The organism is Nannocystis punicea (assembly GCF_026965555.1).
Lineage (GTDB): Bacteria > Myxococcota_A > Polyangia > Nannocystales > Nannocystaceae > Nannocystis > Nannocystis punicea.
The window spans coordinates 5,391,475-5,415,632 of record NZ_CP114040.1; the positions used below are offsets into that span (position 1 = coordinate 5,391,475).

A 24,158-nucleotide genomic window follows, 5' to 3' on the forward strand; every position below is an offset into this window, starting at 1 on the left:
GACCATGTCCTCGGAGACAGCCAGCACGACGACGGACGGACCGACGACCGCGGGGCCGAGCTCCGATCCGACGACGGTGGGTCCGACGAGCGACCCGACCGCGGGCCCGACGACCAGCGGGCCGACGAGCGACCCCACCGCGGGGCCGACCACCGACCCGGGCACGACCACCGACACGACCGGGCCCGACACCACCACCGGCGCGGGCGACGACAGCACCCTGTGCGCCTCGCAGGCCGAGGGCCTGTTCTTCCCGCCGGACGCGATCTGGTACCACGACGCCTCGAACGACGCGGTCGCGCCCGACTCGGCCGCGATCACGCAGTGGATGGTGCAGGACTCGCCGCCGAACGGGTGGGGCACCGGGACGATGCGGATCGACTTCAGCATCACCGCCATCGACGCGCCCGCCGGCACCGAGAAGCGCCCCTACGAGCTCGACAACGACTACTACTACTCGCCGGACTGCGACGTCGCCCCGATCCCGCTGCCGCCCGGCGGCGTGGTCGAGGACTACCCGCAGGACATCCCGCCGGCCGACAGCTTCGAGGGCTACGACTGCAGTGGCTACCAGGACGGCGCCGACTGTCACATGATCGTGGTGTCGCGCAGCGAGCAGCGGCTCTACGAGATCTACCACGCGACCCTCGACGCGCAGTCGGAGCAGTTCACCGCCGGCTGCCTCGCGCTGTGGGACACCTCGAAGACCTACGACCTCGACGGCCGCGGCCAGCAGTGCACCAGCGCCGACGCGGCCGGCTTCCCGATCGCGCCGCTGCTGTTCTCGGCCGAGGAGGTCGCGGCCGGCGAGATCAACCACGCGATCCGGTTCATCCTGCCCAACTCGATGATCCGCGCCAAGAAGTACGTCGCGCCCGCGACCCACGGCACCAACACCACCGGGCCGATGACCTCGATCCCGTACGGCGGTCACATGCGCCTGCGCGCCGACTACCCGATCGAGGACCTCAGCCCCGGCGCGCAGGTGATCGCCAAGGCGCTGCAGAAGTACGGCATGTACATGTCCGACGGCGGCAACATCGCCCTGACCGCGCAGAGCGACGTGTACGGCTGCGCGACCTGGGCCGACGTCGGCGTCGACTCGTTCTCGCTCGAAGACCTCAAGGCCACCGACTTCGAGGTCATCGATCACGGGCCGACGATCGACGTGACCTACGAGTGCGAGCGGACGCCCGTCATGGAGTAGGGCGCCCGCCGCGGCGCGGGTTCACGGCGCGCCGTGGACCCACTTCGACCACGCGATCAGGATGTCCGCGGCGGCGTCGATCTTGCCGAAGGTCTCGACGCCGATCGAGTTGGTCTCCTCGTAGTGGTCGCCCTCGGCCTCGGTGATCCACGGCGGGTCGCCGAGGACCCAGTCGTACTCGGGCACGATGTAGCCGAGCTCGTCGTTGCCCATGCCGACGATGAAGCGGTAGGTCCCGTGCATCTTGTCCTTGAGGTACGGGGCCTCGGGCGCGCCCTGCAGGTTCGGCGGGTTGGTGTTGTTGGGGTCGACGAGCGGCTTGGTCGGCACGTTGATGTGGCTGCCGTCGTAGCCGCCGATCGCCAGCTCCGGGAACAGCTCGCCCGGCACGGTGAGGAACTGCGCCGGCCCGAGGTTGATCAGCGCCGCCTCGGTCTCGATGTACATGCCGTCCATCTCCATGAACGTCTCGCGGTCGAAGATCCCGAGCTGGAACATGGCCTGGAAGTTGAGGTTGTCGACCCGCAGCTTGAACTTCTGCGCCTGCAGGTCGAGCTGCGGGGCGTCGATCGCGTCGCCGTTGGCCAGCGCGTCGAGGGCCATCTCGCCGAGCAGCTGGCCGATCGCGTCGGCCTTCTCGAAGGTGCCCGACTGGTAGGTCTCGCCGTCGGGGGTCTTCACCGCCATGCCGAGCGGCGTCATCAGGCCGCCGACGGCCGCGTTGAGGAACAGGCACGGGCCGCCGACGCCGGGCTTGCCGGGCGCCTGCAACCACTGGCTGCCCTGCTCGAGCGTGCGCCGGAGGCCGTGGGCGAAGTCGCTGGTGATGAGGGTGTTCTCGTCGGACAGCGCCTCGGGGTGGTTGCCGAAGCTGACGAGGCTGGCGATCGTCTGCGCCTCGTCGTCGACGAGCTGCACCGCGCCGATCATCTCGTCGACGACGAACGGGTCGCGGCTGTCGTTGATGACGTTGCCGACGCCGTTGGCGTGGTACGTCGAGGTGTCGACCTCGCCGACGATCAGCTGCGCGACCGTCGTCTTGGCGGCGTCGGCGGCGACGATCGACTCGACGATGGCCTGCCGCACCTGCGCGCGGTAGGCCGGGTCGTAGCCGCTGACGAGCTGCTCCGGGCCCCACAGGCCCATGCTGTCGGGGCCCTCGTGGTTGTGCAGCGCGTGCAGCAGGACGTAGTCGACCTCGAGCCCCATCTCCGCGAGAGTGTCGCGGATCGCCAGGGTCTCGTTGTTGAAGAAGCCGACCAGGTCGAGGGTGACGATCGCCAGCTTGGTGTTGCCCTGCTCGAGCACGAGCGCGCGGGCCCACAGGCCGTCGCCCTCGCCGACGAGGCCGAGGTTCGCCCCGCGGACGCCGGTGGCCGGCCGCCCGTTGTGAAAGCCGGCCAGCCAGCTGGCCTGGAACTCACCGTCGCCCTCGCCCATGTCGGCCGCCACGTAGTCGGGGTCGCCGGGGCACAGGCGGTCGCAGCCGCAGTCGAGGAACACCTCGCCCGGCGGCTCGTACTCGGCGTCGGCGTCGAGGTCGTTCCACGCCTCGAAGCAGCTCGGCACGATCGATAGCACCGACGCGCCCGCCAGCAGCGCGGCGTCGGGCACCGGATCGCAGTGACCGTCGGGATCGCCGGGACACACGAGCTCCGGCACGACGTCGGGCGGCGGCGGGCCCTCGGTGTCGCCAGTCGTGGTGCTCGTCCCGGTGGTCGTCGTGTCGGTGGTGGTCGTCGTGGAGGTCGTCGTCGCGGTCGGGTCGACGGTCGTCGCGGTCGGGTCGGTGGTGGTCGTCGTCGACGTGATCGCGTCGGTGGTGGTCGGCACCACCGTGGTCGTCGGACCGTCGGTGGTCTCGGTCGCGGTCGTCGCCGTCGGACCGGTGGTGATCGACGGCGGGTCGTCGCTCGTGGTCGAGGAGGAGGACGAGCTCGAGGATGTGTCGGTATCCGTGGTGGTGGCGGTCGAATCGCCGCAGGCCAGCGGTATTACGGCCAGAGTGAGGAGAAGCGGGCGGGATATCATCACGACGCATCGTAGCCGAGCCCGCTCGCGCCCGGCCCGCGCGCGCGTGAGGACGGGCGTGGGCTGGTCAGGACGCGCGCCCGATCGCGGACGAGCGACCGGACCGATCGGGCATGTCCTCGGGGACAGATCGTCGGCTGAGCTTGCGCACGGGCGAGGCTCCGCTACGTTTGCCCGGCCATGCTTCGTCTCGCGCTCGTCGTCTCTTGCGGCCTGCTGGCCTGCCAGCCCAAACCCGAGCCCGGCGGCGGCGATCCGGCGCCATCGGGCGGGATGAGCGTCGAGTCCGAGGCGTTCGCGGCGGGGGCGGAGATCCCGAGCGAATACACCTGCGAGGGTCGCGACATCTCGCCGCCGCTGCGCTGGTCGGGGGTGCCGGCCGCGGCCAAGAGCCTGGTGCTGATCGAGACCGACCCCGACGCGCCCGACCCGGCCGCGCCTAAGACGACCTTCACCCACTGGATCGTCGTCGACCTGCCGCCGACCGACGGCTCGCTGCCGGCAGGCGTGACCCCCGATCGCCTGCCCGCCGGCGCGCGCGAGGGCACCAACGACTTCAAGCGCGTTGGCTACGGCGGGCCGTGTCCGCCGATCGGCCGTCATCGCTACTTCCACTCGCTCTACGCCCTCGACACCACGCTGCCGTCGCCGCAGGCGCCCACGCGCGCGGAGCTCGAGCAGGCGATGTCCGGCCACGTGATCGCCAAGGCGGAGCTGATGGGGACGTACCAGAAGCAGAAGCCCCAGTGAGCGGGCCCGCGCGCGTGCCGGGCTGTCGCGGCGGGCGTCCGGCCGGCGACAAACTGTCACGCAGATCGGGGGCGAGAGGCGAGGGGAGACGCGGAGATCGAGGCGTTGCGGCTGGTGCGGATCTTGCCTCGGAGATCGACATGACCCCTCGCTCCGCGCTGCTGCCCGTCTGTCTCGGCCTGCTGCTCGGCTGCGGCGACGCGACGGCGGAGCCGGAGGGCGCGGTGGAGGCGGCGCCGGCGGTGGAGGCGGCGCCGGCGATCGAGGCCGCGGTGGCGGCGGCGCCCGCGGCGTGCGACGGCTGTTCGAACGGACAGGTCCCCGAGGACAGCATCGAGGAGACCGAGCTGCCGCTGACGCTCCTCGCCACCACCGCGGCGGCCGACCCGAGCGCCAGCCAGGCGACCATCCGCGACGATCCGAGCGGCGTGATCCGGGTGTTCCGCGTCGGCGACCTGGTGTGGGAGGGCACCACGATCGCGGCGGTCGATCGCGGCGCGGTGATCTTGGGCCGCGCCGGGCAGCAGGAGCGCCTGGCCATGGGGACAGGTACGGTCGAGCTGCGGGCGACCGACGTGTACTACCCCGACCTGTTCGCCGACGAGGACTTCGCCGGCGTCCTCGCCCAGGGCGTGAAGCTGCCCCCGGGGCCAGGTTACGTGATCAAGAACGAGGACCACGCGTGGGGCACCCCGCGCACGATCCGGCTGCTCCAGGAGTCGATCCGCGCCTACACCCGGGGCGGTCGCGGCGGGCCGAAGGTCCACGTCGGCGACATCAGCCTGCACGGCGGCGGCGTGTTCCCGCCCCACCTGTCGCACCGCCACGGCCGCGACATCGACGTCGGCTACGTGCTGCGCGGCGTCGACGCCGACGTGACGCGGTTCATCGTGGCGACGAAGGACAACCTCGACGTCGCGCGCTCGTGGGCGCTGGTCGAGGCGGTGCTGGCGACCGACCAGGTGCACTACGTGTTCATGGACTACGGCCTGCAGAAGCTCTTCTACGAGCACGCAATCGCTGCGGGGGTCAGCGCACGCCGTTTGAACGACGTGTTCCAGTACCCGCGCGGCGAGGGGGCGCCGTTCGGCGTCATCCGTCACTGGCGTGGCCACCGGAACCACTTCCACGTCCGCTTCCGCGAGTGAGCCGCCGGCGGGGAAGGCTTGCTCGCCGCGCCGGTGCTCGGCGACACTCGATCGCCACGGCGCGAAGCTCCGCGCCGTGAGACCGAGCGCACGAAGGTGCGTCGCGCCGGTCGCGCGAGCCCGCCAGAGCATTCATCTTCAGGCAGCGATGACCAGCGTCGACGTCCATGCCCTCGCCCTCGAGAAGGTCGGGCGGATCTTGGGTCCCCACCGGGCGCGGACGCTGCTGCAGGCCTTTCTCGCGCGCTCGGAGAAGCTCGCGCTGGCGACCACCGACGACCTGCAGGCGTTCGGCGAGGCGCTCGGGGCCTATGGGGGCATCGAGCAGGCGGTCGGCGCGCTGCTGATGGTCCAGGCCGTGCTCATCGAGACCGCCGAGCCACCGCCGCGACCGTCCATGCCGCCTCGCGAGCCGCGCTGACGGGCCCTGGCGGTCCGCGCCGCGACGGGCTTGCCGCCGGCGGTCGGCGAGTTCAGTCTGTCGCCCCCGATGTCCGAACGACCCGCCCACCGGCCCACCGCGATCCTCGTCGGCGTCCAGCTGCCCGGCGTCGGCGACGCGGAGCACGCCGCCGACCTCGCCGAGCTCGCCCGCCTCGTCGACACCCTCGGCTACGACGTCACCGGGACGGTGACCCAGCGCCGCGAGGCGCTCAGCAAGTCGGTGGTGCTCGGCGAGGGCAAGCTCAAGGAGCTCGCCGAGCTCACCGGCGGCCGCGGCTACGTGCCCTCCGCCGTGCCGGCGCGCAAGGACAAGGCCCGCCAGCGCCGCGAGGAGGAGAGCGGCGAGGGCGACGACGAGGTCGAGTTCGACGACTTCGACGAGGACGACGGCCAGGTCCCGATCGTCGGTAAAGATGTCCCCGAGGACAGCAAGAAGCGGCCGGGCCTGGTCGCGGTCGACCACGAGCTCGGCCCGAGTCAGGCCCGCAACCTCGAGCGGGCCACCGGGGTGCAGGTGCTCGACCGCACCGGCGTGATCGTCGAGATCTTCCACCGCCACGCGCGCAGCCGGGAGGCCAAGCTGCAGGTCGAGCTGGCCCGCCTGGCCTACGTCGCGCCGCGCCTGCGCGAGACCGGGACCCGCAGTGAGCGCCAGGCCGGCCGCGGCGCCGGCGAGACCGAGCTCGAGTTCGATCGCCGGCGGATCCGCGACCGCATGGCCGAGATCCGGCGCGAGCTCGAGGTCGTCCACCGCGAGCAGGACCACCGCCGTGAGCACCGCGCGGGCCAGCCCACGGTCGCGCTGGTCGGCTACACCAACGCCGGCAAGAGCTCGCTGATGCGCGCGCTCACCGGCAGCGAGGTGCTGGTCGCCGACCAGCTGTTCGCCACGCTCGACACCACGATCCGCGCGCTCCACCCGGAGTCCCATCCGCGGATCCTCGTGTCCGACACCGTCGGCTTCATCAAGAAGCTGCCGCACGACCTCGTCGCCTCGTTCCGCTCGACCCTCGACGAGGCCCGCCACGCCGGCCTGCTGCTGTTCCTGGTCGACGCATCCGACCCGACCTTCCGCGACCAGTACGCGGTCACCCGCGAGGTCGTCGGCGAGATCGGCGCGATGCAGGCGCCGTCGCGCCTGATCCTCAACAAGGTCGACCGCCTCGACGAGGAGCAGCGCGCCGAGCTGCGGGGCGAGTTCCCTGACGCGATCCAGATGTCGGCCCTCGACAAGGACGACGTCGCCAGGCTGCGCGCGAGCATCGTCGCGTTCTTCGGCCAGGACCTGGTCGAGGCCGAGCTGCTGATCCCGTGGCCGCAGCACGCGCTGGTCTCCCAGCTCCACGGCGAGGCCCAGGTGCTGTCCGAGGCCCACGAGGAGGCCGGCACGCGCCTGCGCGTGCGCATCGAACCGGACACGCTGAAGCGCGTGCGCGGGGCGCTGGGCCAGGCAGAGGCGTGAGCCCCGAGTAGGGGCAGGGCCAGCGGTTGCCGGCCGCGGGCGCGGCTCGCTACAATGACCGGATGACCGCGGGGACAGGTGCGATCGAGCTCGCGGCCAACGCGAGCGCGAGCGCGTGGCGCTGCGGTCCGGGGATCCAGGTGCGTCCGCGCCGGTCGCTGCGGGCGATCGAGGAGGCGACGCAAGCTGAACTTTGGGACATCTTCGCTCTGGTCGCCGCGGTGCAGCGCGAGCACCTGCCGGACGGCGGCCGGGTGGAGTTCGTCAGCGGCGCCGGCGAGGCCCTGGTGGTCGAGCTGCGGCCGATCGCGCGGACACCCGGGTTGCCGGCGCTGCCCGGCTTCGTGCCGGGACAGGAGGAGCACCTGGTCGACGTGCTGCGCGCCGGGCTGCAGCTGGCGGCGCGGATCGACATCGTCGTCGCGTTCGTGATGCTGTCCGGCCTGCGCGAGATCGAGGAAGACCTGGCGCGAGCGCTCGACCGCGGGGCCCGGGTGCGGCTGCTGACGGGCGACACCCTGTCGATCACCGAGCCCGAGGCTCTGGCGGCGCTGCTCGCCCTGGCGAGCGGGCGCGAGGGCCTGGAGGTGCGGATGTTCTGCTGTCCCCGAGGACAGACGTTCCACGCCAAGGCGTATGTGTTCGTCGCTCACGACGACGGCGGGGTGGCGTACGTCGGCAGCAGCAACCTCAGCCGCTCGGCGCTGCGCGAGGGGGTCGAGTGGAACCTGCGGGCGGTCGCGGAGCAGGCGGAGTTCGCGGCGATCCGCGAGCGGTTCGCGGCGCTGTGGGGCGATCCTCGCTCCCGGTTGTTGACGCCCCGGCTACTGGCCGAATACCGCGCGCGGCGACCGGCCGAACCGCCGGTGATCGAGGCGTTCGACGCGCCGCCGCCACCGCCGACGCCGCACGCGCTCCAGCGCGAGGCGCTGGTCAGGCTGGACATGTCCCGAAGGTCAGGCGATGCGCGCGGCCTGGTGGTGCTGGCGACCGGCCTCGGCAAGACGCTGCTGTCGGCGTTCGACTTCGCGGCGACCGGCTGGCCGCGCGCGCTGTTCGTGGCCCACCGCGAGGAGATCCTGCAGCAGGCGATGAGCGCGTGGGGCAGGGTGCTGCCGGACCGCGCGCTCGGCCGGTGGTTCGGCGGCGAGCGCGACGACGGGGCGGAGGTGGTGTTCGCGTCGATCCAGGCGCTCACCCGCGCGGACGCGCTGGCGGACGTCCCGGCCGATCGCTTCGAGTACGTCGTGATCGACGAGTTCCACCACGCGGCCGCGCCCACGTACCAGCAGCTCCTGCAGCAGCTGCGGCCGAAGTACCTGCTCGGCCTGACCGCGACCCCCGAGCGCGGCGACGGGGCCGAGCTGCTGGCGCTGTGTCACGGAAACCTGGTCTTTCGGGCAGGTCTGAGCGTCGGCCTCGAGGCGGGCCTGCTGACGCCGTTCCACTACCACGCGATCCGCGACGACGTCGACTACGAGCAGATCCCGTGGCGCTCCGGTCGCTTCGACGAGGCCGCGTTGACGCGCGCCGTGGCGACGCGCGAGCACGCAGGCGCGGCCTTGCGGGCGCTCGACGACCACGCGCCGCGCGCGGACCGACGGGCGCTGGTGTTCTGCTGCAGCGTCGCGCACGCCGACTTCATGGCGGAGTTCCTGCGCGGCGAGGGCATCCCGGCCGAGGCGGTCCACAGCGGTCCGACGTCGGCGCCGCGCCGCGAGTCGCTGCGGCGCTTCGCGGCCGGCGAGCTCGCGGCGTTGACCGCGGTCGACCTGTTCAACGAGGGCCTGGACGTGCCCGAGATCGACGCGGTGTTGATGCTGCGGCCGACCGAGTCACCGGTGGTGTTCCTGCAGCAGATCGGTCGTGGGCTGCGGCTCGGCAGGGAGCGTCCGAAGCCGCATCTGACAGTGGTCGATGTGGTCGGCAATCACCGCACGTTCCTCCACAAGCTCGACGCGCTGCGGGCGTTGCTCGACGCCGGCGCCGGGCGGGTCGAGGTCCTGCGAGGTCTGCGGAGCGGCGCGCTGGCGCTGCCCGCGGGGTGCGTGCTCGAGCTGCCGACGGTCGTGATCGATCTGCTCGAGCAGCTGTGCGCGCGCGAGCGAGAGGCCGACTCGCGCGGGGCGGTGCTGGCGGTCGTGCCGCCGCTCCGGCTCAAGGTGAACCATAACAAGACGGACCCGATCCTGATGCTCGACAGGCAGCGGCGCCCCGACACGCCCGAAGGCGAGGTCGAGGTCGAGGTCGACGGCGAGCCTTACCTGCTCCGGTTCGTCAAGGTCGCGGTGAACGTGGCCACAAGACCAGGTGCGAAGGACAATGTCCTTCCGGACATCCTGCGGGGATGGTTCGGGCCGCACGCGGGGTGGGGCAGGGACTTCGTGGTCCTGGCCCGTCGCAAGGGGCGCTGGCGCCTCGAGCCGGCGCGCGACGCGGCGGCGCCGATCCGCCGCGGCGTCCCGTTCTACCGCGACCTCGCGCTGGCCGCCGGCGTCGGGCCCTGGACCCACGGCGAGCCGCGGGCGGAGGTCGCGGCGATCCGGGCGACCGACGCGGTCGACCCGCGCCGCCACTTCGTCGCCAGCGTCGAGGGCGACTCGATGGACGGCGGCGACGCGCCGATCCGCGACGGCGACCTGGTCCTGTGCGAGTGGGCGCGCGATCTCTCGCTGGCAGAGGTGGCCGGCCACTCTTGCGTGCTGGTCCTCGTGGAGGGCCCCGAGCTGAGCGAGGTGGTGCTCAAGATCCCGGTGCAGGCCGGCGGTGCGTGGGTGCTCCGCAGTCGGAACCCCGCGTTTCCGGACCGGCGGATCGGCGCGGGCGAGGTCTGGGTGGTCGCGCGCGTGCTCGGGCCGGTGGTCCTGGCCTGATATCATCGCCTTCGCATGGCCGACGATCCCGAGGCGCGACGGGTGTCCGAGCTGCTCGACCGGATCACGCGCGGCGAGCTCAGCGAGGCCGAGACGGAGGAGCTCGAGCTGTACGCGCAGGGCGATCCGGAGCTGCGGGCGGTGATCGCGGCGCGGACCAGCCAGGCGGCGCTGGGCGGGGGGTGGCTGGCGCGGGTCGAGGCCGACCACCGGATCGCGCGCGCCGAGCGGTCGCCGCGGGTGCTGCTCGAGCGCGGGCTCGGCGGGCTGCTGGTGGCGCTCGGGGTGGTGGCGTGGGCCGCGGCGCCGGTGCTGGGCCCCGCGCTGGCGGTCGCGGGCCTCGGCCTGCTGGTGTACTCGTGGATCCGCGTGAACCACAGTCAGGACCCATACAAGGACATTCAGCGATGACCAGCACCCCTGCAGTCCTCCACGCCGCCGACCTCGCGCACCGCAAGGCGGGCGAGATGCTCGTCACCACGACCGAGTCGGTGCCCGGCTTCCGGGTCGTCCGCGTGCTCGGGCTGGTCCGCGGCAACACGGTCCGCACGCGCAACCTGGGGCAGGACTTCCTCGCCGGGCTGCGCAACATCGTCGGCGGGGAGGTGACGCAGTACACCGCGATGCTGTCGCAGAGCCGCGAACAGGCGCTCGACCGCATGCGCGCCGAGGCGCTGGCGCTCGGCGCCAACGCGATCGTCGCCATGCGCCTGGCGACCTCGACCGTGATGGCCGGGGCCGCCGAGATCCTGGCGTACGGGACGGCGGTCATCCTCGCGCCGGCGGAGTGATCGGGGCGCGGGAGAGGCGGCTGGCCGAGAGGGCATGTCGTCACGGGCATGTCGCTCGGAACAGGTGCCAAGAGGCATGTCCGCGAGGACATGGAGAATCGAACATGTTTTTTCATGCATGTCGAATCAGATATGAATCAAGGGGAAGTATCCATTCGGACATGTCGATAAGGACATGTTTCATCGAACACTTTCTGGAATGACGTGCCGCCAAGGACATCATGCTCCAAACAGAGCCCGGCAGCCGTGTCGCGGGGAACATGGCGCGTCCAGCGGCGCTCTGCGGCCATGGATTTGAGGAGAATCTCGGGACATGGCGAGGAGGCCATGCTCTCCGAGACAGGCGAGGCGTGACCGGGCGCCTGGCGTTCGCGCCGCCCGGACCGTGCGCGGCCTGGTTGGGCTCCGGACGGCGACGCCGCGCCCGGGCTCCTTGCCCGTGCGGCGAGCGCTCCGGAGCCGCGGTCGCAAGCCTGGACAGGATTCGCCCCGGCGCTCGCGGTGCATCGCGGCGCCGGCCCGCCACGTGCGGTTCGCGGTGCTGTTCGCGTTCGCCGGCCCGCCACGTGCGGTTCACGGTGCTGCTCGCGTTCGCGGGCCCGCGCGATCCCGGCGAGCCCGGGGCGGGGAGTTGTGGCATCCTGCGCGCGTGACGTACGCCGCCTGGTTCCAGTGCTTTCGCGGTTGTCCCGGCCGATTCGGGCTCACCGAGGTGATCTATCGCTGCCCGCAGTGCCACGGGCTACTCGAGGTGCAGCACGACCACGCGGCGCTGCGCTCGCGCTCGCCGGCGGCGTGGATGCGGCTGTTCGACGAGCGCTACGGGCGGACGCAGTGGCCGTTCGGCAGCGGCGTGTGGTCCAAGCTCGAGTGGGTGCTGCCGCAGATCGATCCGGGCAACGTGGTGTCGCTGTTCGAGGGTAACTCGAACCTGATGTGGGCCGAGCGCTTCGGCAAGTCGATCGGGCTCGACGACCTGTGGGTGAAGCAGTGCGGGATCAGCCACACCGGCTCGTTCAAGGACCTGGGGATGACGGTGCTGGTGTCGGCGGTGAAGCAGGCGATCGCCGAGGGCCGGCCGATCCGTGCCGTGGCGTGCGCGTCGACGGGCGACACGTCGGCGGCGCTGGCGGCCTACGGGGCCGCGGCCGGGATCCCGGTGGTGGTGCTGCTGCCGGCCGGCAAGATCAGCGCGGCGCAGCTGATCCAGCCGGTCGCCAACGGGGCGATCGTGTGTAGCCTCGACACCGACTTCGACGGCTGCATGCGCGTGGTCCAGCGGCTCACCGAGGACCCCGGCATCTACCTCGCCAACTCGATGAACTCGCTGCGCGTCGAGGGCCAGAAGACGGTGGCGCTCGAGATCGTGCAGCAGTTCGACTGGGAGGTGCCGGACTGGGTGCTGATCCCGGGCGGCAACCTCGGCAACGTGTCGGCGCTGGCCAAGGGGTTCGAGATGATGCTGGGCCTCGGGGTGATCGCCAGGCTGCCGCGGATCGTGTGCTGCCAGGCCCAGCGCGCCGATCCGCTGTATCTGGCGTTCGCGCGGGCGCAGGCGGAGGGCCGGCCGATGACGGAGGAGGACTACGCGCCGCAGCACGCCCGGGCGACGCTGGCGTCGGCGATCCAGATCGGCGCGCCGGTGTCGCTGCCGAAGGCGGTGCGCGCGTTGCAGCGCTGCGACGGGCTGGTCGAGGAGGCCAGCGAGGCCGAGCTCGCCGATGCGGCCGCGCTGGCCGACCGCTCGGGCATGTTCAACTGCCCGCACACCGGCGTGGCCCTGGCGTGCCTGCAGAAGCTGGCGAAGCGCGGGGTGATCGGTCGACGCGAGCGCGTGATCGTGATCTCCACGGCGCACGGGCTCAAGTTCACCGAGTTCAAGGCCCGCTACCACGAGGGCAAGCTGGAGTTCCCGAGCACGTACGCCAATCAGCCGGTGGCGATGGGCAGCGAGCCCGAGGAGGTGGTGGCGGCCCTGCACCGCGTGCTCGACGCCCGGGCAGGGTAGCGGGGGCGCGCAGAGCTGGCGCTCGGGACAGGTGATATGCGGCCGTCGGCGCGCTGCGAGATGACATCTGGCCTTCAGGACTTGGGGAGGCCCGCGCGTTGCGAGATGACAGCTGTCCTCCAGGACATTTTTTGGGGAGTACCGCGACGGCTGGTCGGGCTGTCCTTTCGGACCTGCGATCGGCGCTCAGCCGAGCAGCTTGTTGAGCTCGTCGTTGACACGGTCCTCGACGCGGCCCTTGAAGGCGCGCAGCAGCAGGGGCAGGGCGACCTGGACGCGGACGTGGGCGTCTTCGACGCTGATCGTGCCGGTGGTGCCCTTGGCGGGGCCGTGGGGGGCGTTGAAGGCGAGGTCGTCGCCCTTCCACTGCCAGCGGATGTCGAACTTGGCCTCGAGGCGCTTGGCGAGCGCTTCGGTGCGCTCCCGGGCGGTGGCCTTGCCGAGCGGGTTCGCGCGACGGATGTCGATCTGGGCCATGACTGTCTACCTCCGGACGAACGACCAAGATGAACGGGCCCCCGCGAGCTGTCCAGGCGACGGGCGGGATGATGCTGTCTTAAAGGACATGTTATCTTTGCGGCGGCGCGGGGACGCTGGCTGGCCGCGAGCGTCAGTGACGGGGCGACGACGTCGCCGAGGACCCCGTGAAGGGGCGCGGATCGACCGCGCGGCGCCTCGGGCTCGGGAATGCGCGGCCGTGTTCGCGCGTCCGTGCGGGCATGCGCCTGTGGCTCCTGTTCGCCCCGCTCCTGCTCTCCGCCTGCGCGAGGTCGATCCCCGCGGCCGCTCCGCCGAGCGAGGCCGCGGCGAGGAGTCCGACGCCGCCGAGCGAGGTCGCGAAGAGCAGCCCGGTGCCGCCGGTGGTGGAGCGCGTCGACGGGTCGGGGCGGGAGCTGTTCGCGGCGGCGCAGGTCGAGGGGGTGTTCGTCCTGCGCTCGCTGGCGACGGGCGAGCAGATCGTGACGGACGCGGCGCTCGCAGGGATCGGCGAGTTGCCGGCGTCGACGTTCAAGATCCCGAACGCGCTCATCGCCCTGGAGCGCGGAGTGCTGGCGGGGGCCGACGCGACGCTGAAGTGGGACGGCGTCGAGCGCGGGGGCTCGCCCGAGTGGAACCGCGATCACTCTCTGGCGTCGGCGCTGCGCGACTCGACGGTGTGGTTCTTCCAGGAGGTCGCGCGCCGGATCGGGCCGGAGGCGATGCAGGCGTCGCTGCGGGCGTTCGCCTACGGGAACGCGGACATCGGCGGGGGCATCGACAGCTTCTGGCTGAAGGGGCAGCTGCGGATCTCGCCGCGCGAGCAGGTCGAGTTCATGAGCCGGCTGCACCGCCGCGAGCTGCCGGTGGCGCGCGAGCACATGGCGCTGGTCGAGCACATGCTGACGCGGGCGCAAGCGCCCGGCTGGTCGTGGCGCGGCAAGACGGGGCTGACCGACCACGAGGGCCGGGCCGTCGGCTGGCTGGTCGGGCTGGCGGAACGCAGCGGCACGACCTGGGCCTACGCGCTGATGCTGCGCGCGCCGGAGACCGAGGTGGAGCGCCTGATCCCCCTGCGCGCCGAGCTGGCGCGGGCGCTGCTCGTCCGCCACGGCGCGCTGCCGCCGGAGGCAGCGCGGTAATCTATGGTTCTTGGGGCATGCGCTTCAGAGCATGTCCTTGCGGGCAGAATACAAACCGTCGACGGATGTTACCTTGGACATGTTCCTTGGGTCATGTCCTTGTGGGCATCCCATGTCGCCGGGCTCACGGAGCGCGAGGCGGGCGGGTGATATGGAAGCGGGGGCAGGTGTCGGCGTCGTTCCACAGCCACGCGCCGGGGCCGGCGGCGGACTCGCGCAGGCGGTCGTCGACGGCCCGCCACAGCTGATCGAGGTTCGCGGCCAGCAGGCAGGTCGGGGCGAACTGCGACGGGTCGACGAGGTCGCGCCAGATCTGCTGGCAGTAGGCGAGCAGGTCGTTCTCGTAGAAGCGGGCCAGCGGGGCCGGGACGAGCGGGCCGCGGTGCCAGCGGCGCAGGCCGCCGGCGAGCGCGCGGCCGAGGTCGAGGAGGAGGGCGCGCGGGACCAGGTGCGTGAGCAGCAGGTGCTTGGTCAGGTCGTGCTGGACGCCGAAGAAGTGGTAGTCGCGGCCGGCTCGCACCCGCCGCGGCTCGGGCACGCGCAGGCGGGCGGCCGCGTCGAGGGCGGCGTAGTAGACGCCGGCGCCGAGGGCGATCGGGACCTCGCCGCGTAGGTTGCCTTCGAGCCATGTCCGTTTGTTCATGGCGGAATAGGCAGCCCGGTAGTAGCGCGGCCTGGGGCCGAGCGCGGGCACCCGAGTGGTCAGGCTGGCGGGACCGGGGACGCCGTCGATGAAGCCGCGCGCGTCCCAGGTGAAGCCGAGCTGCCGCAAGTAGGCGCGCACGGCCGGGTGGCCGCCGAGGACGTCGACGCGGCCGACCACGACGGCGTGCGCGGGGATGTCGTGGGCGGGGAAGCGGAGCAGGAGGCCGTGGGCGTCGCGGGCGAGCGCCGGCGCGACGCCGAAGCGGCGGTGATAGGCGGCGCAGAACGGGCGCAGCAGGGCAGCCTCGGCGTCCGGACCCGCCGGCTCGGGCAGCGGCGCGGTGGCGGCGTCGAGGAGCATGCGCGACTCCGAAGCGGCGAGCGAGCGTCAGGGCACCGGGACGAATTCGTCCCAACCGTAGCGGCGGAGGTAGTTGCCCCACACGCCCTCGCACACGCGATCGTAGCGGCAGCCGCCGCACTCGGGCCGCTTGTGGCGGGCGCTGTCGTCGAGGTCCGCGCGGCGCACTGCGACGAGGCCACCGTCAGGGCCGGAGCGGCGCTCGGCCAGCCGCTCGGCGGGGATGAGGTCGGTGTGCACGGCCACCGGCGGCTCGAAGTGGACGTAGTCCTCGACGTACCCGCGGTTGTGATCGGGCAGGCGCGTGGTGGTGCACAGCGGGATGTCGACGAAGAACGCCTGCACCTGGCGCTCGCGCGCGGCGGCCGTGCGCAGGAAGGCCTCGGCGGCCGCGGCGATCTCGGTGTAGGTGGGGAACAGCTGGTCGAAGAAGGTGTTGGCGCGGCCGTTCGCCTGCATGACGTTGAAGACGACCTGGTCGACGCCGCGCTCGCGCAAGAACCCGTAGATGTCGTGGAGGTGCGGCAGGTTGCGCTTGGTGACGACGGTGCTGGTGTGCAGGGCGACGCCGAGGCGCTTGTAGCGGGCGATGGTGGCGATGCCGCCGACCGTCTGCTCGAAGCTGCCGGGCGTGCGGGTGAGGCCGTCGTGCAGCTTGGCGGTGTGGCCGTGGATGCTGACGTAGACCTTGTTGAGCCCGGCGGCCAGGAGGAGGCGCGCGTAGCGGTCGTAGCTGAGCGCGCGGCCGTTGGTCATCATGCTGATCTGGCGCGCACCTGCCTCTTTGGCCATCTTCACCCAGACGGGCAGCCGCTGGTTGGTGGTCGGCTCGCCGGAGGTGAAGCACACCTCCTCGAAGGCGTCGTGCTGGCCGAGGATCCAGCGCACGGTCTCGTCGGTGGTGGCGGAGTTGACGACGTAGCGGCCGTCGCGGTCCTCCTCCATGCAAAAGATGCAATTGTTGTTGCACACCGCGCCGGTCAGGATATGCACCCGCGGCGCCTTGCCGGCGATCCGCGCCTCGATCGCGCCGCCGGCGGGCGAGCGTTCACCAGGAGCCGTGGGAGCCGTGGGATCCATGCGAGCCGTGGGAGCCGTGCGAACCGTGGGAGCCGTGCGAACCGTGCGAGCCGTGCGACGCGTGGCCCGGATCGCCGGGCGCGAAGGTTGCCGCGGCGACGAGGTCGCCGCTCGGCACGCCCGTCTCGGCGTACTCCAGCGCCTTGTCCGAGATCTCACGATGTTCGGGTCCAAGCACGGCGCTGGCCTTCTTGCGAAAGGAGACGAGCTCGTCAGGATCAGGGGCGGCCATGGCTGCACCATAGCCGAACCTCCGTGCGCCTCGCAGCACGAACCAGTGAGCTCGCGCGGGGCCGGTGCGAAGCGGCGGTAGCACCAACCGAAACGGCTCCAGATGCGGCATCGCCGACAACTTGACACCGGCAGGTCCCCCCCGTAGCGTCCCAGAAAGGCTCTTCGCATGCAGATTCGGGTACTCTCTCTCGCGCTCCTGGTCGCCGCGGGCTTGATGTCCGGCTGCAGTGACGATTTCCAGCTGCCCAACAGCTCGGGCGTGCCGACGGCCCCCGACAACAGCTCGTCGACGACCGGCGAGACGCCGACGACTTCCACGAGCTCGGAAGGGACGACGGTCGCGGACACCACGACGACCGATCCCACGGTCCAGCCGACGAGCTCGACGACCGACCCGTCGGGCGGCGGCATGTGCAATCTCTACGACCAGGACTGCCCTGGCGACCAGAAGTGCACGGCCTACGCCAGCCCCAACACGTTCATCCCCGAGGGCATCAAGTGCGTGCCGGTGCCGGACAACCCGAAGTCCGCGGGCGAGCCGTGCAGCGTCGGCGGGGAGGGCCTCGGCGACGACAACTGCGCGCTCGGGACGGTCTGCCTCGACCTCGACTACGACGGGACGGGCTTCTGCCTGCCGTACTGCACCGGTGACTCGCAGAACCCGATGTGCGAGGGCAGCGACACCACCTGCGTGAAGCTGTTCTTCGGCTACGACTTCGGCAATTGCTTCAAGCAGTGCGATCCGCTGCTGCAGAACTGCGCCGAGGGCGAGGGCTGTTACATGGACGCGATCAAGGTCGGCAACACGAACTTCGTGTGCCTGCCGGTCGTGCAGGGCGGGGCAGAGGCGACCTTTCAGGACACATGCATCGGCTGGTCGTCGTGCGCGCCGGGCTTCGCCTGCGTGTTCGACTCGTTCGTGCCCGACTGCAGCTTCGCGTACTGCTGCACGCCCTGGTGCGACCTGTCCGAGGGCGACGCGTCGTGCGAGGCGCTCGACGAGAAGATGTCGTGCATCGCCTGGTACAGCGAGGGTCAGGCGCCGCCGGGGTTCGAGAACGTCGGGGTCTGCGGGATCCCGGAGTAGCCGTCCGGTCGAAATCGGGCGGAGTGCGCGCATTTTACGCTGAGAATTCAGCGTTTCGGCCTGGAAAAGCCCGAACGCGACGAATTCCGGGTTTTCGCGCGATCGTTGGCGAATTGGCGTGAGTCGGTAAAGCTGCCGTAAACTCACCGCCCGGGCCGTCCCGGCGGTGTATCAAAGCCGCCGGGGGCCACTGCGGCCCCCACGGAGGAGACTCAGATGCCAATGTCTCGGACAACTCGCCTCACCCTGCCGATGCTGCTCGCGCTGTTCGCGACGCAGCTCGCCGCCTGCGCGCCGACCGTGTTCGACGACGCGACGGCGCTGGCCGTAGTCGGGGATCCGCCGCCGCTGCCGCCGCCGCCGCCGCCGCCGCCACCACCCCCCGAGCCGGAGCCGGAGCCGCCCAAGCGCGTGGTGGTCGAGGACAACAAGATCTCGATCAACGAGAAGATCCAGTTCGACCTCGACAAGGCGACGATCCGCCCCGAATCGGACGGCCTGATGGCGGAGATCATCTCGGTCATCAAGGAGAACCCGCACATCAAGAAGATCGCCATCGAGGGCCACACCTCGAGCGAGGGCACCGACAAGCACAACCTCAAGCTGTCGGACCAGCGCGCCAAGGCGGTCATGGACTATCTCGTGAAGAAGGGCGAGCTGCCCAAGGAGATGTTCACGGCCAAGGGCTACGGCGAGACGCGCCTCATCGCCGACGAGTCGACGGAGGAGGGCAAGGAGAAGAACCGCCGCGTCGAGTTCAACATCGTCGAGCAGGACGTGACGAAGAAGAAGGTCGAGATCGACCCGAAGACCGGCCAGAAGAAGGTCGTCGAGGAGTCGACGTCGACCCTCGAGAACCCGTCGCCCGAGACGCCGAGCGATGGGGCCGCTGCGCCCGCGCCCGCGCCCGAGCCGGCCAAGGCCACCAAGTAGAAGGGAGCCACGAACATGCGCACTTCCACGATCCTCAGCTCCCTGTTCGTCGCCGCGATGGCCGTCGGTTGCTCCGGCGTCAAGCGCGACGCCGAGACCTACCGCGCCGACACCCGCTCGCTGCTCGAGACCAAGAACAGCGCGGTGAAGGCGTGCTACGACCAGCAGCTCGTCGACGACCAGAGCGTCAGCGGCGAGGTCCTGGTCCGCTTCAAGGTCGAGAAGAAGACCGGCCGGCTGTTCGAAGTCGCCGTCGACCCGGCCGGCACCCAGGCCCCCGAGTCCCTGCAGAACTGCATCGTCCGCGCCATCGACGGCCTGGTGCTCGACCCGGTCGACCGCCGCGAGGGCGTCGCCTCGTACAAGTACACCTTCAAGGCCAACCCGCCCCAGCAGCTCTGAGCGCCGTTCAGAGCGGATTTTCGCGGCCGTCGGGGCGTGCCCCGGCGGCCGCGTCGCGAGCGGGCTCGGTGGACGGAGCTCGCCAGGTTGTCTTATTGGACATGTCATGGAAGACATGCCCCTTGCATAAGGTCGCAAGGGACATGTCTAAATATCCATGTCAGCCGAGGGCGCCGCGGGGATCCCACAGGGCGTCGGCGATCAGGTGCAGCACGCCCTGCTCGCGCTGCAGGCGGCCGCTGACGCCGAGGATCTGGGCGGTGCGGCCGATCAGGCCGTAGCGCTCCCACACGCTGGCCCAGACGACGATGCTGAGCATGCCGGTCTCGTCCTCGAGGGTGTAGAAGGTGACGCCGCCGGCGGTCGGCGGGCGCTGGCGGCAGGTGACGGCGCCGACGTAGTCGACCGCGCTGCCGTTCGGCAGGCGAGCGACGGCGGCGGCGCCCTGGATGCCGAGCCGGCGCAGGGCCGGGCGCCACTCGGACAGCGGGTGGCCGCGCGTGCTGTGGTGCGTGCGGCGGTAGTCCCAGAGGACGGCCTCGCCGGCGGTCAGCGGGGTGAACAGCGTCTGCTGGGCCGGCGACGGGGCCGCCTCGGGCAGCGGCAGGGCGTCGCCGCGGGCGGCCGCGAGGCCGCGGACGCGCCAGATCGCGGCGCGGCGATCGAGGCCGAAGCCGACCAGCGCGCCGGCCTCGGCCAGGGCGTGCAGCGCGGCGGCCGACAGGCGGGTGCGGCGGGCGAACTCGTCGAGGCTGGCGTAAGGGCCAGGTGCGCCCTCGAGCGCGGCCCGGTCGAGCACGCCGAGGCCCTTGACGTAGCGCAGGCCCATGCGCAGCGCGGGCGATGAGCTGTCCTCCGGGTCATGCTCCAAAGTACAGTCCCAGGCGCTCTTGCGGACGTCGATCGGGCGGACCTCGACGTGGTGGCGCTGGGCGTCGGCGACCAGAGTGGACGGGTGATAGAAGCCCATCGGCTGGGCGTTGAGCAGGGAGCAGGTGAAGGCCGCGGGGTAGTGGCGGCGCAGCCAGGCGGTGGCGTAGGCGATCAGGGCGAACGAGGCGGCGTGGCTCTCGGGGAAGCCGTACTCGCCGAAGCCGCGGATCTGGGCGAACACCCGCTCGGCGAACTCGCGGTCGATGCCCTTCCTGGCCATGCGCTCGACGATCCGGTCGTGGTGCGGCTCGATGCGTCCGGGGCTGCGCCAGGCGGCCATGTCGCGGCGCAGCTGGTCGGCCTCGCCGGGGGTGTAGTCGGCGGCGAGCATGGCGAGGCGCATGACCTGCTCCTGGAACAGCGGCACGCCGAGGGTCTTGGCGAGCACGCGCTCGAGGCTCGGGTGCGGGTAGACGGTCGGCTCCTCGCCGCTGCGCCGCCGCAGGTAGGGGTGGACCATGTCGCCCTGGATCGGGCCGGGGCGGACGATGGCGACCTCGATGACGAGGTCGTAGAAGGTCCGCGGGCGCAGCCGCGGCAGCATCGCCATCTGCGCGCGGCTCTCGATCTGGAACACGCCGACGGTGTCGGCCTCGCACAGCATGTCGTAGGTCGCGGGGTCCTCGGCGGGGATGGTGGCCATCGACAGCTCGCGGCCGTGGTGGACGCGGATGAGCTCGAGGGCGCGGCGGACCTGCGCCAGCGCGCCGAGGCCGAGCAGGTCGACCTTGAACAGGCCGAGGTCCTCGACGTCGTTCTTGTCCCACTGCACGATGGTGCGCCCGACCATCGCCGCCGGCTCGATCGGACACAACGTGTCCACGGGGTCCTGTCCCAAGAGGAAGCCGCCGGGGTGGGTGGCTGCGTGGCGCGGGAAGTCGAGGAGCTCGCGCGAGAGGCGGAGCAGGTGGCCGTGGAGCGGGATGTCGGGGTCGATGCCGGCGGCCTTCAGCATGTCGACGTCGAACTCGGAGCCCCAGGCGCTCTGCAGCTTGGCGGCGCGGTCGAGCAGGTCGGGCGAGGCGCCGAGGGCCTTGCCGACGTCGCGGAGCGCCGAGCGCGGGCGGTAGCGGATGAACATCGCCACCATGGCGGCGTTGCGCCGGCCGTAGCGCTGGTAGACGTGCTGGATGACCTCCTCGCGCCGCTCGTGCTCGATGTCGAGGTCGATGTCGGGCGGCTCGGCGCGCTCGCGGCTGATGAAGCGCTCGAACAGCAGGTCCATGCGCACGGGGTCGATCGCGGTGATGCCGAGGCAGAAGCAGACGGCCGAATTGGCGGCGCTGCCGCGGCCCTGGCACAAGATCTGCTGCGAGCGGCAGAACTGCACCAGCTCCCACATGGTCAGGAAGTAGCCGCCGTAGTCGAGCTCGTCGATGAGGGCGAGCTCGCGGTCGAGCTGGGCGGCCATGGCCGGCGGGACCTCGCCGCGGTAGCGCTCGCGGGCGCCGCGGAAGGTCAGCTCGCGCAGCCACGCCGAGCCGGAGGTGCCGTCGGGCAGCTCGCCGCCGGGGTAGCGATAGCGCAGCTCGGCCAGCGAGAAGGTGCAGCGCTCGGCGACCTCGAGCGTGCGCGCGAGCGCGGCCGGGTCGTCGCGGAACAGCGCGGCCAGCTGGGCCGGCGACTTGAGGTCGTGCTCGGCGTTGGCCCGCAGCTGCGCGCCGGCCTGGGCCAGGCTGACGTTGCGGCGGACGCAGGTCAGGACGTCCTGCAGCGGGCGGCGGGCGACGTCGTGGTAGAGCACCTCGGTGCCGGCGACGACCGGGACCTCCAGGCGCTCGGCGACGGCGCGCAGGCGGGCCTCGAGCGGGGCCTCGGCCGCCACGCGGTGGCGGGCGACGAGGGCGTAGAGGCGGCCGGCGAACGACTCGCGCAGGGCCGGCAGCATGTCGGGGTCGAGCGCGAGGGCGACGAGCTCGCGGCCGTGCTCGGGCAGGTCGGCGAGGCGGACCCGACTGTGTCCCTTGGGACAGGACATGCGCCCGCGCGACAGCAGGCGGCACAGGTCGGCGTAGGCGGCCCGGGTCGGCGCGAACAGCAGCAGCGGGCGCCCGGGCGGCGGGGCGACGGGACGGGGCCGCTGGGCCGGGCGGCCGCGGCGATCCTGCTTGGGGGCCGGGGTTTTCTGCTGGCCTTTTGTACCTGTCGCCGAGGACATGCCCTTACGAGCATGCTCTTTTGAACCTTCTCGTTCGAACATGTCATGATGGACATGTTCTTCGGGATCGTCGGGGGCGGCCTCGGGGGCGACGCCGAGCAGGTCGTCGGGGTCGCCGATGGTGACCTGGGCGCCGCAGAGGACGGGGAAGCCCAGCTTCTGCGCGGCGACGTGGGCGCGCACGAGGCCGTAGACGCCGTCGCGGTCGGTCAGGGCGAGGGCCTGGAGGCCGTGGGCGTGGGCGGTCGAGACCAGCTCGTCGGGGTGCGAGGCGCCCTCGAGGAAGGAGAAGTTGCTCTTGACCCACAGAGCGGCGGCGCGGGCGGTCATCGGCGCGCTCTCAGTCGAGGATCCCGTGGATGTACCAGCGGTCGCGCGGGCGGTCGTAGAACAGCCAGGCGATGTCGCCGTGGGAAGTCTCGGCGAAGTAGTAGTCGCGCTCGACCTCGCGGGCCCACCAGCCGCCGCTCACCCGGTACGGCCCGGCCATGCGCACGACGGCGCCGCGGACCAGGCCGCTGGCGGCCAGCCAGTGCTCGTCAGCCTCGTCGCGGCGCGGCAGCGGGACCGGGCGCGGGAGCAGCCGCCGACACAGCGGCGGGGCGGCCAGGGCCTCGTGATGGTTGGCCGGAAGGTCATGGACGATCGGACATGTCACTTCGGACACGGGCTCCCAGGCGAAGCTGGCCTCGGGGAGGTGGGCGGAGCGGAGCGCGGCGCGGGTGACGGCCTGCTCGCCGAAGGCGGCGCGGACGCGGGCGAGGGCGCGGGCGGCGGCGGCGAGGTCGCGACCCCGACCGCGCAGGAGGGCCAGCTGCTCGGCGCGGGCGCGGGCGCCGAGGCCGACGAGGACGGCCCGCTTGACCGGCGCGGCGAGGGTGAGGCCGTCGAGGCGCAGGCGCAGGAGGTCGAGCAGCTGCAGCAGATCGTCGGGTTCGGCCTGCAGCGGGGCGGCCGGCTCGACGGTGGTGACTGCGGGGTCCTCGTGGTCGAGCTCGAGGGTGAGGCGGAGCTCGACGAGGGCGTCGCCGCCGGTGCAGACCTGACGCAAGAGACAGGCGAGGGGCTCCTTGAGCGCGAACAGCAGCCGCTCGCGGTCGTCGTCGGGCGGGTCGATCTCGAGCGCGACCTCGGGCGGATCTTCGGGCTGCGAGGGCCGCAGCGGGGCGTGCTCGCGGCCGGAGGCGCGGGCGTGGAGGGCGGCGGCGGCGCTGCCGAGGCGGGTCCGCACGTCGGCCGCGGGCAGGGCGAGGAAGCCGCCGAGGGTGGAGATCCCGAGCTTTTCGAGGGTGTCCTGAAGGACAGGCGAGAGGTCGAGCGCGGCGAGCGGGACCGCGCCGACGCGGGCGGCCTCCTCGGCCGGACTGGCGAGCACGAGCGGGGCGGTCAGCGAGCCGTGGCGGGCCAGGGCGAGGGTGTGGAAGCGGGTGAAGCCGACGGCGACGCCGGCGGCGTAACCGAGCGCCTCGAGGTCGCGCCGCAGGGCGCCGGCCCAGGTCGGGAGATCGCCCTGCAGCCGCTCGAGGCCGGACGGATCGAGCCAGAAGGCGCCGCGCGGATCGAGGCACGGCTCGACCCGCGGGGAGCGGCGCAGGAGGGCGCGCAGCAGCTCGTCGGCGGCCTCTTCGAGGATGTCCTCGGGGACAGGTTCTGCGTGGAGCTCGGGCACGAGGCTGCGAGCCGCGGCGCAGCGCATGCCGCGAGCGACGCCGCGGCGCCGCGCGGCCTGGCTGGCCCACAGGACCTCGGCCTGCGGCCCCTCGCGGCGGAGCACCGCCACCGGCGCGCCGCGCAGCTCGGGCCGCCGCCGCAGCAGGACCTGCAGCGGAAAGGCGGGCAGGTGCGCGCAGGCGAGGCGCGCGGGCGGAGCCGGAAGGAGGCTGTCCTCGGGGACATGTTCACGGGCGCGCGCGAGCCCGCCGCCCGCAGGCGGAGCGTCGAGGAAGAGCGCGGGCTGAGGGGGACGAGCCATGAGCGAGGCGCGAGCGACGA

20 protein-coding genes are annotated in these 24,158 nt (G+C 72.0%); 13 read left to right on the forward strand and 7 right to left on the reverse strand.

The genetic code is table 11. From position 1 onward, the window contains the following. Positions 1–4: 4 nt before the first annotated feature. Complete coding sequence (locus tag O0S08_RS20820; RefSeq protein WP_269040949.1) at positions 5–1,207, forward strand: hypothetical protein; 1,203 nt, start codon at positions 5–7, stop codon at positions 1,205–1,207. A gap of 21 nt (positions 1,208–1,228) precedes the next feature. Here O0S08_RS20820 and O0S08_RS20825 read toward each other — a convergent pair whose 3' ends face one another. Next, entirely contained in the window at positions 1,229–3,040 is a 1,812-nt protein-coding gene (locus O0S08_RS20825) for a hypothetical protein (RefSeq protein ID WP_269040950.1), read from the reverse strand. 471 nt (positions 3,041–3,511) lie between these two features. Between O0S08_RS20825 and O0S08_RS20830 the strand changes: the two genes are divergently transcribed. The 8 genes from O0S08_RS20830 (at position 3,512) to thrC (ending at position 12,714) form a co-directional block, all read left to right on the forward strand. Then, positions 3,512–3,988: a YbhB/YbcL family Raf kinase inhibitor-like protein gene (locus tag O0S08_RS20830; RefSeq protein WP_269041856.1), complete on the forward strand. Its 477-nt coding sequence runs from the start codon at positions 3,512–3,514 to the stop codon at positions 3,986–3,988. 140 nt (positions 3,989–4,128) lie between these two features. Beyond that, positions 4,129–5,136 (forward strand): penicillin-insensitive murein endopeptidase, encoded by a 1,008-nt coding sequence (locus tag O0S08_RS20835; RefSeq protein WP_269040951.1) that lies wholly within the window; start codon positions 4,129–4,131, stop codon positions 5,134–5,136. A gap of 148 nt (positions 5,137–5,284) precedes the next feature. Next, positions 5,285–5,557, forward strand: coding sequence for a hypothetical protein (locus tag O0S08_RS20840; protein ID WP_269040952.1), 273 nt, complete (start codon positions 5,285–5,287; stop codon positions 5,555–5,557). Positions 5,558–5,626: 69 nt separating this feature from the next. Beyond that, positions 5,627–7,042: a GTPase HflX gene (gene hflX, locus O0S08_RS20845; protein WP_269040953.1), complete on the forward strand. Its 1,416-nt coding sequence runs from the start codon at positions 5,627–5,629 to the stop codon at positions 7,040–7,042. 62 nt (positions 7,043–7,104) lie between these two features. Next, positions 7,105–9,915 carry a DEAD/DEAH box helicase family protein gene (locus O0S08_RS20850; protein ID WP_269040954.1) on the forward strand — a complete coding sequence of 937 codons (2,811 nt, stop codon included), beginning with the start codon at positions 7,105–7,107 and terminating at the stop codon, positions 9,913–9,915. Positions 9,916–9,930: 15 nt separating this feature from the next. Then, the gene (locus tag O0S08_RS20855) at positions 9,931–10,326 is read left to right on the forward strand and encodes a hypothetical protein (protein ID WP_269040955.1); all 396 of its coding nucleotides are present in this window, start codon (positions 9,931–9,933) and stop codon (positions 10,324–10,326) included. Continuing rightward, positions 10,323–10,706 (forward strand): YbjQ family protein, encoded by a 384-nt coding sequence (locus O0S08_RS20860; protein ID WP_269040956.1) that lies wholly within the window; start codon positions 10,323–10,325, stop codon positions 10,704–10,706. The genes O0S08_RS20855 and O0S08_RS20860 overlap by 4 nt, the downstream gene beginning before the upstream one ends. Positions 10,707–11,355: 649 nt before the next feature. Next, positions 11,356–12,714: a threonine synthase gene (gene thrC, locus O0S08_RS20865; protein ID WP_269040957.1), complete on the forward strand. Its 1,359-nt coding sequence runs from the start codon at positions 11,356–11,358 to the stop codon at positions 12,712–12,714. A gap of 186 nt (positions 12,715–12,900) precedes the next feature. Here thrC and O0S08_RS20870 read toward each other — a convergent pair whose 3' ends face one another. Continuing rightward, a complete protein-coding gene (locus O0S08_RS20870) occupies positions 12,901–13,191 on the reverse strand; it encodes a polyhydroxyalkanoic acid system family protein (RefSeq protein WP_269040958.1) in 291 nt (96 codons plus the stop codon). Between the two features lie 242 nt (positions 13,192–13,433). Between O0S08_RS20870 and O0S08_RS20875 the strand changes: the two genes are divergently transcribed. Next, complete coding sequence (locus tag O0S08_RS20875) at positions 13,434–14,333, forward strand: penicillin-binding transpeptidase domain-containing protein (RefSeq protein ID WP_269040959.1); 900 nt, start codon at positions 13,434–13,436, stop codon at positions 14,331–14,333. 124 nt (positions 14,334–14,457) lie between these two features. Here the strand turns inward: O0S08_RS20875 and O0S08_RS20880 are convergent, their stop codons facing one another. The 3 genes from O0S08_RS20880 to hxsA4 are packed head-to-tail and all read right to left on the reverse strand — an operon-like array spanning position 14,458 to position 16,651. Continuing rightward, the gene (locus O0S08_RS20880; protein WP_269040960.1) at positions 14,458–15,339 is read right to left on the reverse strand and encodes a hypothetical protein; all 882 of its coding nucleotides are present in this window, start codon (positions 15,337–15,339) and stop codon (positions 14,458–14,460) included. Positions 15,340–15,366: 27 nt separating this feature from the next. Further along, entirely contained in the window at positions 15,367–16,419 is a 1,053-nt protein-coding gene (gene hxsC4, locus O0S08_RS20885; RefSeq protein ID WP_269040961.1) for a radical SAM protein HxsC4, read from the reverse strand. After that, positions 16,388–16,651 carry a His-Xaa-Ser repeat protein HxsA4 gene (gene hxsA4, locus O0S08_RS20890; RefSeq protein ID WP_100792712.1) on the reverse strand — a complete coding sequence of 88 codons (264 nt, stop codon included), beginning with the start codon at positions 16,649–16,651 and terminating at the stop codon, positions 16,388–16,390. The genes hxsC4 and hxsA4 overlap by 32 nt, the downstream gene beginning before the upstream one ends. A 168-nt stretch (positions 16,652–16,819) precedes the next feature. On the opposite strand from hxsA4, the gene O0S08_RS20895 reads away from it, so the two are divergent. The 3 genes from O0S08_RS20895 to O0S08_RS20905 all read left to right on the forward strand — a co-directional run bounded on the left by O0S08_RS20895 (position 16,820) and on the right by O0S08_RS20905 (position 19,075). Then, positions 16,820–17,740 carry a hypothetical protein gene (locus O0S08_RS20895; protein ID WP_269040962.1) on the forward strand — a complete coding sequence of 307 codons (921 nt, stop codon included), beginning with the start codon at positions 16,820–16,822 and terminating at the stop codon, positions 17,738–17,740. 222 nt (positions 17,741–17,962) lie between these two features. Further along, on the forward strand, positions 17,963–18,673 hold the full coding sequence (locus O0S08_RS20900; RefSeq protein ID WP_269040963.1) for an OmpA family protein: 711 nt from the start codon (positions 17,963–17,965) through the stop codon (positions 18,671–18,673). Between the two features lie 15 nt (positions 18,674–18,688). Beyond that, positions 18,689–19,075, forward strand: a complete 387-nt coding sequence (locus O0S08_RS20905; protein ID WP_269040964.1) for a hypothetical protein — start codon at positions 18,689–18,691, stop codon at positions 19,073–19,075. A gap of 160 nt (positions 19,076–19,235) precedes the next feature. On the opposite strand, the gene O0S08_RS20910 is transcribed toward O0S08_RS20905, so the two are convergent. After that, the gene (locus tag O0S08_RS20910; protein WP_269040965.1) at positions 19,236–22,496 is read right to left on the reverse strand and encodes an error-prone DNA polymerase; all 3,261 of its coding nucleotides are present in this window, start codon (positions 22,494–22,496) and stop codon (positions 19,236–19,238) included. A gap of 10 nt (positions 22,497–22,506) precedes the next feature. Further along, positions 22,507–24,138 (reverse strand): Y-family DNA polymerase, encoded by a 1,632-nt coding sequence (locus tag O0S08_RS20915; RefSeq protein WP_269040966.1) that lies wholly within the window; start codon positions 24,136–24,138, stop codon positions 22,507–22,509. Positions 24,139–24,158 lie beyond the last annotated feature (20 nt).